The following is an 8,628-nucleotide window of genomic DNA, read 5'->3' as shown; positions in this document are numbered from 1 at the left end:
CCCGCCGATTCCAGAGCCGTGAGGAGTTGAGCATGTCACCACGCGCCCGGGTATCCCGCTCGCGCCTCACCCCGCCACCGGTGGCCAATGAGGAGCCCGCACTGCCCGCCCCTGACCATCCCAAGCCGAAGAAGGCCGCGCCGCGTTCGCGTGCGCTCAGCGCCGAGGCGCTGGAGCAACTGGGCGCGCCACAGCTGGCCGAGCTGCTGATGGCGCAAGCCAAGGAGGATGCCGCGCTGGCCCGCACGCTGCGCCTGGCACTGGCCGGGACGGATGGGAGTGGCCGACTGGCCACCGAGGTGGAGAAGCGGCTGCGCACTATCGGGCGCGCGCGGGGGTTTATCGAGTGGGACAAGGTGCGCCCCCTCGCCCGCGAGCTCGACAGACTGCGCGAGACGATCGCCGGCCCCTTGGCCGCGACCGACCCGCGGGCGGCCGTGGCACAGATGCGGTTGCTGCTTGGTCTCGCCGACAACGTGTTCAAGCGCAGCGACGATGGCAGTGGCACGCTGGGCGAGGTGTTCCGACAGGTCGGTGCCGAACTCGGACGGCTCTGGGCGCGGCTGCCGCACCGCGACTCGTTGGTGCTTGCCGGCGAGGTCCTGGCGCTCTGGGATGCCGATGGCCAGGGCGAGACCGACCGACTGCTGGACGCGGCCGGCCCGGTGCTCGGTCCCGAGGGCCGGGCGGAACTGCGCCGTCTGCTGGAGGCGCGCCTCGCCGCGCTGCCGCGTTCCCGGAAGACCAACGCGTTCGAGAGTTGGCAAGGGCGCGACCAGATCGCTTTCCGCCTGCGCGACCTGGCCGACCTCGAGAGTGACGTTGATGCTTATATCGCGGCCACCGAAGCCGATGGCCGGGCGGAGAACTTCGCCGGCGACATCGCCGAGCGCCTGATCGCACATGGGCGCCCCGGCGAGGCGCTCGCTTGGCTGGATCGGGCGCCCGGTCGGCACGAGAGCGAGGTGGTCCGGCATACCGACCTGCGCATCGCTGCGCTGGACGCGCTCGGGCGGCGTGAGGAGGCGCAAGCACTCCGCTGGGCCGCATTCCAGCGTTGGCTCATGCCGCAGCATCTGCGCCCCTATCTTCGCCACCTGCCGGATTTCGACGACGTGGATGCGGAGGACCAAGCCATGGCGCATGCGCTGGCGCACCCCGATCGCATCCAAGCACTCAGCTTCCTGATCGGCTGGCCCAACCTCGAAGCGGCGAACCGACTGGTGCGGGCGCATCATGGCGAGATGGACGGGCGCGACTACAGCCGGCTCCGCCCGGCGTCCGAGGCGCTGGCCGAACGATACCCAGTTGCCGCCACGCTGCTACACCGGATCCTGGCCGAGGACGTGCTGCGGCGGGCATCCTCGCGGCAGTACGGGTACGCGGTGCGTGACGTCCGGGCCTGCACCAGCCTCGCATCGCGGCTGCCAGCAGAACCCGGCCTCGAGAGCCATGATGACTTCCTGGCTCGCCTCAGACGTGAGCACGGCCGTAAGGTGGGATTCTGGACTCTGCTGGAGGGCCGGATCTGACAGCAACCAGTCGCACCGATTTACCCAGCAGCCACACCGCCGGGTCGGCCTCATCCAGCTCTCCCTCGACCAGCCAGAGCATCCGGATGGCGGCTTCGACGCGGTATCGCTGGCGATACGGAATCCTGTCATGCGGAATGCATTACTTGCGGCCGCGGCGTGACGGAATGCATGGCTTAATGCCGCGAGCGGTCAGGGCTTGGCGGAAGCGTTTGTTGTCGATACGTCGGGGAACAGCCCCTTTTTGAGCGGACTGGCTGTGGTGCCGTGGGCCTTGAGATGAGCGGCGCCGATCATCAGCCGGTCTGGGTGCCCTTTGCGTCCGGTCATCCCCGCAAAAATGCGGTTGAAGACGCTCATGCGCTTCAAGCGGATAAAGCGGTCGTAGACCACCCAGCGCCTAGGCTGCACGGCGAAGCCCTTCTGGCCGGATGGTGCGCTGACGAGGGTGATTGCGACTGGAGATGCCTAGGCCACACGGACCTCGGCGTAGGCGTAGTCAGTGAAGCAGCGGGCCAGGAACGGCCAAGGATGGCGCGACATGGCCTGGAGGGCTGCCCCTCCTCGGCTGTCGTGCAAGCAGGCCGCCGAGAGAGCGTGACGCTTGCGCTCTGTCACCTTCTTCCCGGCATCGTAGCCATTGGCGCCCTTCACGCCGACGCCCCCGACCGGACGGATTGAGCGCCCAGCACCGCCGCTGGGGGTAACGCTTCCCGGCCGACACGCTCGCGGTCCATGGTCAGCGCGTGCGCCAGTCGCTCGAAGGTGCCGTAGCGCGAGAGGCGTAGGAACCAGCGGTGCACGGTCCCGGGCAGCGGAAAGTCGCGGGGCCAGTGGTCCTAAGTACATCCCGTGCGGAGCACGTAGAGGATGGCGTCCAGCAACAGTCGCATCGGCCAGGACCGGGGCCGCCCCGTGCGCGCTGGATCGAACGGGAAGGGCTCGACCAGTGCCACTTTGCATTGGTCAGGCACGTTGCGTAGATCTGTGCTCGTCGCGCAAGCTGCGCGCAGTCAGCAGGGGGCCACATGGCCAGATCGAAGGACGTCAGACACCCTCCGAACATGTAGAAGCCCCGCCGCTCACCATGCCTTGAACGCTCTGAAGCGGGCGCTGAAAAGTTCAACCGGTTGAACCATCTACAACAAAGTTGTCCTTAGCGTCTTGCCGGATAGGACTTTGTTCGGCCAATGTCCTGACATCGTTGAAGGAGAATCGCGATGCTGCCCGCGCATGCCCGCAGAACACGCTCCAAGTCACTTCCGAAGCGTGAGCGCAAGTGCCGGGTCCTGGTGCTGAGTTCACCGAAGGGTGGGACGGGCAAGACCACCTTCACTCAGAATTTGCTGCCGTTGATCGCGAGCGAGGGGCTCAATGTCGTGGGCGTCGACTTCGACCCACAGGGTACCTTGACCAAGTGGGCGAGACGACGGGAGCAGACAGCCGCCAAGCGTCGTGACGTGCAGACGTTCGATATCCTGCCAGCCAACATCAACGACTGGGGAAAAGTGCTCGAGGCGATCCGCGACTACGACTTGGCGCTTATCGATATGCTGCCATCGGTGGATCACTGCATTGCCGAGGTACATGGGATTTGTGGTGAAGCCGACCTGATCATGGTGACTACGGGTGCGACCATGAGCGACCTTGACAGCACCGGACCTTGGATCGAGCAGTTGCTCAATCTCGGCTTCAACGTGACCACGTGCATGAACAGGGCCAATCGTCGCGAGACGTTTTTCGAAGCTGCTCGGGCGCAACTGAACCGTCTTGGTCCACTCTGCCCGGTTGAGGTACGCCATCTGTCGGACGCGCATGCTTACTCGATAGATGGATTGGCTGCCGTAGATCGTTCGAAATCAAAAGCACGCAGCGACTTTGCGGCTGTGTGGGACTACTTGAGGCGCGAGATGAAGGTGGAGGTGCAGGGTGAGTAGCAAGCGCGAAACGCGTATCCTGACACTGGGTGATAAGCTAGGCGCTGCCATTGCAACACCTGATCGTCAGGCCAACGGCCTGCGTGATTTGGAGATCGCTGATGAAAGCTTCGTGCAAGCCTTTAACCAGCACTTTGCTGGCACAAGTGTACTAGAAGATAGGGAAAAGGTTCGCGCAGCGACGTTGCTACGAAACAGCATCAAGCGTGGTACGGACCGTCAGCTCGATGCTATCATCGACATGGGACGTGCGTTGCTACGGGCTGAGCAGATCTTTACCAAATGGGAATGGAACCATCTGTTGGAAGGTGGCCCACGCTTGCTTGGTCTGCCTAAGAACACCGCTTCGATGTATCGTGCCATTGCTCGCAATATCGACGACGGCCGCTTGCCCCGTGAAGTCTGCCCCGAGTCTTTCTCCACCGCCTATGTGCTAACGACCTTTGAGGACTGGCAGTTGGCTGCTGCTAGGGAGCAGGGGCTACTGCGTCCAACTGTCACCCGACGTGAAGTGGAGGAGTTCAAGCGGCTACCACCGCCCGAGCAAATGGGAGCTCAGCGCAAAGTAGAGCCAGCCGACGAAACCGCAGTGCTACGCGAAGAAGAGCGAGTGCTGCGTAAGCGGGAACGCCGTTTGCTGGACGACCTAGCCTCGGTGCAAGGACGTCTCGAACAGATCAAAACGCAGCTTTCTAAACGCTCTCAGCGCAGCAGTTAGATGCTGAAGAGGTTTGACTATGACAGCGATCATGACAAGCAGTGACTTGGTGACCGTTTGAGGAAGGATTGGCAGCGGCCGCACGGACCGATTCAGGCTTGAGACGTGGACCCGAGAGACGCGCCGCCGGATGGCCGGTGTTGCCCGCAAAATGAAGTGCTATCCGTCTGACCTAACGGACGAGGAGTGGGCACAGGGTCGAGCCGCTGATGCCCGAGCTTGCCAGGCGGGGTCGCAGGCCCTCGGTCGATCCACATGAGATCCTGGCCTCAAGCCGGGCTGTGGAGCGATAGACCCCGCGCCGGAGTTGGTGCCTGCAAACACTGCATCGTATAAGGCTGAGAATGGTACGGTAAACGCTTCAGCCTTCGATCAGTCTGAAGCCCTGGACGGATGTCTTAGGTACGGCTGGAGGCGAGGGATATAGGATCAAGTGGCCAGGCGTGCGGCCTTGCTGTGCCTCCACTTCGACCTTAGCGTTGGGATAGGCACGTAGAACGTTGGGAAGGGTTTCGCGGACCTTGCGCGCCAACTCCTTCGGTTCTGACTCACTTCCGATCTGGCCGCCGAGCTGCTCCCACGTGAGGCGTAGGCTCGTTTTCAGGCGGGGTAGGCGGTGAGCGAAGAGCGCATAGAGGTCTAATCCCAGCGAGTTGTTAGACAGCAGAGCGATGCCTCGCCGGTCCAGCGGCACTGCATGCTCACGCAGGTGGTCGTGAAAGCGCTGACTCAGTTGCACTTCCCCGGACCAATCCTCCGATCCCGGGTTCCAAAGATCCATACCCTCGACGATGTTACTATCGATAATGATGGTCCTTGCGCCATCTTGAGCGTCCCATTGCATCGTGAAGGTGCAACGGCCGATGCGGAGTGCCTGCTCCCGGATTGGCTTGATGGTGCCACGCGGTCCACCTCGAACTTCAAGCCCAAGACTGCGCAGAAAGGCACTAAGGTTCTTTCCCAAAGGCACGGTCCGACTTTTCAGTCCTTCAGTCTGAAGGTGAAACATAATCAGCCTTGCCTTTGGTCCAAAAGGCACGCCGACGTAATCCTCTTCACCTTTTTCCGGCACCTTGCCTCTAATGGTTACGGTGCTGGTCACGCCGCTCATAACACCTGGCCGGATCATCAGTGTGAAGCGACCGTTCTGGCGCTTCCACACTGCGGTATTCGATACTGGACGGCTGTGGGGTAAACTGGTCTGGCATAGGCCTGAGTGGTTGAAGGTAAGGTCTTCCGATGTTGGCAGTGCACTCAGCAGGCCATGGAGCGTATCTACCCGATTGCGGGCACGGGTTCGAACGCCAGCGTTTGGTGAGGAGTCAGCAAGACGATGTGCTTCAGCGATGCTCACCAGACTCAAACCAAGCTGTTCGGCTGGACCATTCGTCATGCCTATGGGCTCCCCTACTGCGTTGTTCATAGCGGAAACTGGGCGTGTGTTGCGCTGACCTCACCACCTGGAACCAAAAAATCGCTTTCTGGGTGGTCGATTCAGCGCAGTATCCCAGCATCTCGGTGCTTTGGATCTAGGTGCGGGTGGTTCAATCAGCGCAGTTTTTCCGTCTGGGTGGCCGATTCAGCGCTTTGGCGAATTCTCGGAGTCTCGGTTACGCTGATTTCGCCACCTTAGGCCTTCAAACTGCGCTGAATCGACCACCCAAATGAGTACAAGAGGCTGGAATGGCAAGATTTGTTGATCCTTCTGCGCTGATTCCGACACCCAGACGGTTAGCTGATCGTATACAAAGGCCACTATACGCTGACTTCGCCACCCCTGGCCGCGCGCATCACGTTCCATGAGCTGGAGAAGGCCTCGCTAAGGTCGAGAAGAGTTTCGGGATGCGCTGATTCTGCCACCCCAATCTGCTCCTATCGTTTTTAGTTGTATCTCTCTTATAGGAAGGGGTGTCGCAATCAGCGTGGACAACACGGATTCGCGTGTCGAAATCAGCGCAATTTGCGCTGGTTCCGGGTGGTGAGGTCAGCGCGATTGGGTTGTCGGAATCAGCGTGGAAACACAAGGATAACTCGGCCGGACTTTCCCCCTGAGGGGTGGAGGGGTGAGATCAGAGCGTCACGCGGCGAGTGGCATGGTGGTCTCCGCGCTCATGGCCTCGCGCGCCTCGATGGGTGTACTGTAGCTGGTGCCTGAGTTAAGGCGCTGCCGATTGTAGAAGACTTCGGTACAGTCGAACATCGCCGCCCTGGCTTCCTCGCGGGTGCGAAACCGGGCTTGGTGAATATGCTCTTTCTTGAGTGAGGCGAAGAAGCTCCTCATGCGCGCGTTGTCCAGGCAGTTTCCCCGGCGGCTCACAGACTGCTCGATGCCGCGCCACTCCAGCACGCGCCGGTAGTCGGCGGAAGCATATTGGGGGGATTCAGGTGGTCATCGTAACACCGGGGCAGAGAGTGTGGGCGATGGCGAAGTGGCGACGATCGGATCGGTGCTCCCGGGCCAAGCTGAGATTGACGGGATCGAGCCGTCCGCCGGGAGCGTTGGTGCTTCCTACGACAATGCACTCGCCGAGACGGTGGTCGGGCTGTTCAAGACCGAGGCCATCCGCCGCCGCGGCCCGTGGTGATCGCTGGAAGCCGCCGAGTACGCGACCATCGAGTGGGTGGACTGGTTCAACCACCGACGCGTCCCCGAGCCGATCGGCAACATGCCATCGGCCGAAGCCGAGGCGCGCTACTATGCTGCGCAGTGCACCAGCCCTGGCCGCGTAACCCAAACCAATCAGCTTCCGGAAAAACCGGGGTGGTTCAATCCGAAATCCGAGGACCACTTTACCTAGACTGCTATAGCCAGAGGCTCCAGCGCCTTCAGAGTGCCTCCTCCAGCTTATCGAGATCGACGCGCTGGATAGAGAACCAGACGGGGTCCGGACTGCGGGCGGCCTGCCGCAGCAGGGGCTTGGCGGCAGAGAGCAACTCCTCAAGCGAACGGAACGGGGTCATCGCTTCCTCGCCGTCTCCAGTTCGCATCATCAGGGCAAAGCCGGCGCGTGTGCCCTCGGGAGCGGGGGATGAGTTATGGCTGAGCAGGGGAGGGGGCGCGGCCTGCTTCTTTGCTGGCGTCCCTGCTGGAGGCTTGCCGACCGGCTGGGTGCTCCGGAGTGCCTCCATGGCTTGCGGCTCAGGGGGTACCAAGGGGAGTTCCGGCACCGGTCCGGCTTCGACGGGAGGCACTACAGGCTGTGTTCGGTCTGCGAGGGCCCGTCCGGGCGCCTCTGTGCCCGGTCCGGCCTGCCGCAGCCTGGCCAGGATGGCGTAGATATTGGCGGGCGTGCAGCCATAGCTGGCTGCCACGGCGGCCACCTTTTCGCCGGCCTCGACCCTTTCGCGGATCCTGTGGTGCTCCTCGCGAGCGATCCGGGGCATTCAGTACTCCCTGTTCGAACGAAACAGGAACTTCCTCTACCCCATCCACCTCCTGTGAAAGAAGATTCAAATTTGAATCGGGGCCGGTCTTCAAATCCGGACCGGGGCGTTGCCATCGGGCGCGGCTGAGCAAGCTCCTCGCAAGGGTTGCAAGGTTTGATCCCGGTATCCGTCGTCGTGTGCGGGCTTTGGAGAGTTGTTGCCCGGCAGTCCTTGTGGGAAGAGCCACGGCCAAATCCGCCTAGAGCCTTGTTTTTGCGAATCTTTGCCGTCAATTAGGCACGATAATGGATCATTACACCGCGAAGGCCCTGAAGCTCCCCCTGCCCGTCACCTCCTGGACGATCCGGGCCTCCTGCAGCCTGGCCAGGATCAGCAGCGCGCCCTGATGGGTCAAGCCGAGGTCCTTCGCCAGCTGAGGCGCGGTGACGAGCGGCCGGCGCAGCACCAGCGCCGCCGCGGCGGGCAGCGAGGAGGAGCGCCGCGCGCCTTCGGCCAGGGTTGCGAGCTTCGCCTGTGCTGCCTCCAGCCGGTCGAGCACCTCCAGCCCGCGTCGGGTGGCGGCCGCCACGTGGGCGAGGAACAGCCCCGGCCACGCGGCCGGATCCCCGCTGGGGTGCGGCAGCCGCTCCCCCGGCCCAGCCCCGCTCCAGAAGACCAGAGGCACCTGCGCCAGCCGCCGCCGGCGCTTGAGCAGCACGGCGGCCAGGAGGATCGCCTGCTGCGGCTCCGGCCGGGCGAGGTCGCCTTCTCCGGCCTCGCGCAGCCAGCGGGCCGCGGCCTGCGCGGCGGCGAGGATCGCCGGCGTCCCCTCCCCCGTCCGCAGCCAGCCTCGCCGCCAGGCCGCGACGTCCGGGGCTACGGCCCCGGGCGATGCGGCCGCCGCCGGCCAGGCGCTGTCACCCAAGCTGCGCAGCGCCGCGGCAAGGCGATCGGCGTCATCGAGCGGATCGCCGCGAAAGACCGGCAGCCGCGTCAACAGGCGGGCCAGGGCGAGCGCCTGCTCCACCGGGTGCTCGGCGGCGACCGCGCCCACCTCGCCACCGTGGCCACCCCA

At 63.5% G+C, this 8,628-nt stretch carries 9 protein-coding genes and 1 pseudogene; 4 read left to right on the top strand and 6 right to left on the bottom strand.

The window, feature by feature from the left end; all coding sequences use genetic code 11:
- The coding region (locus BT98_RS0119470) for a DUF6880 family protein (RefSeq protein ID WP_211254414.1) at positions 1 to 1,532 on the top strand (1,532 nt) is incomplete at its 5' end.
- A 192-nt stretch (positions 1,533 to 1,724) separates the two neighbouring features.
- Here the strand turns inward: BT98_RS0119470 and BT98_RS27405 are convergent.
- Positions 1,725 to 1,925, bottom strand: coding sequence for a hypothetical protein (locus BT98_RS27405; protein ID WP_147292501.1), 201 nt, complete (start codon positions 1,923 to 1,925; stop codon positions 1,725 to 1,727).
- Positions 1,926 to 2,182: 257 nt separating this feature from the next.
- Complete coding sequence (locus BT98_RS27400; RefSeq protein ID WP_155985209.1) at positions 2,183 to 2,335, bottom strand: hypothetical protein; 153 nt, start codon at positions 2,333 to 2,335, stop codon at positions 2,183 to 2,185.
- A 417-nt stretch (positions 2,336 to 2,752) separates the two neighbouring features.
- Between BT98_RS27400 and BT98_RS0119465 the strand changes: the two genes are divergently transcribed.
- Both BT98_RS0119465 and BT98_RS27395 read left to right on the top strand, forming a co-directional pair.
- Entirely contained in the window at positions 2,753 to 3,469 is a 717-nt protein-coding gene (locus BT98_RS0119465; RefSeq protein ID WP_019461257.1) for a ParA family protein, read from the top strand.
- A complete protein-coding gene (locus BT98_RS27395) occupies positions 3,462 to 4,187 on the top strand; it encodes a hypothetical protein (RefSeq protein WP_139341759.1) in 726 nt (241 codons plus the stop codon). Before BT98_RS0119465 ends, BT98_RS27395 begins: the two co-directional genes overlap by 8 nt.
- A 361-nt stretch (positions 4,188 to 4,548) precedes the next feature.
- Here the strand turns inward: BT98_RS27395 and BT98_RS26835 are convergent, their stop codons facing one another.
- Both BT98_RS26835 and BT98_RS25195 read right to left on the bottom strand, forming a co-directional pair.
- Positions 4,549 to 5,580 (bottom strand): replication protein RepA, encoded by a 1,032-nt coding sequence (locus BT98_RS26835; RefSeq protein WP_157223108.1) that lies wholly within the window; start codon positions 5,578 to 5,580, stop codon positions 4,549 to 4,551.
- 684 nt (positions 5,581 to 6,264) lie between these two features.
- Entirely contained in the window at positions 6,265 to 6,534 is a 270-nt protein-coding gene (locus tag BT98_RS25195) for an IS3 family transposase (RefSeq protein ID WP_019461256.1), read from the bottom strand.
- Positions 6,535 to 6,661: 127 nt separating this feature from the next.
- Here BT98_RS25195 and BT98_RS25190 point away from each other — a divergent pair.
- Positions 6,662 to 6,985, top strand: a pseudogene (locus tag BT98_RS25190) (integrase core domain-containing protein); the annotation flags it as partial.
- 28 nt (positions 6,986 to 7,013) lie between these two features.
- Here the strand turns inward: BT98_RS25190 and BT98_RS27390 are convergent.
- Both BT98_RS27390 and BT98_RS26295 read right to left on the bottom strand, forming a co-directional pair.
- Positions 7,014 to 7,571, bottom strand: a complete 558-nt coding sequence (locus BT98_RS27390; RefSeq protein WP_139341758.1) for a hypothetical protein — start codon at positions 7,569 to 7,571, stop codon at positions 7,014 to 7,016.
- A gap of 295 nt (positions 7,572 to 7,866) precedes the next feature.
- On the bottom strand, positions 7,867 to 8,628 hold a 762-nt coding region (locus tag BT98_RS26295; RefSeq protein ID WP_051544353.1), incomplete at its 5' end, for a helix-turn-helix domain-containing protein.

This window comes from Roseomonas mucosa ATCC BAA-692 (assembly GCF_000622225.1).
Classification (GTDB): domain Bacteria; phylum Pseudomonadota; class Alphaproteobacteria; order Acetobacterales; family Acetobacteraceae; genus Roseomonas; species Roseomonas mucosa.
The sequence above is the reverse complement of the archived record's forward strand: the minus strand, read 5'-3'. Positions and strand labels throughout refer to the sequence as shown.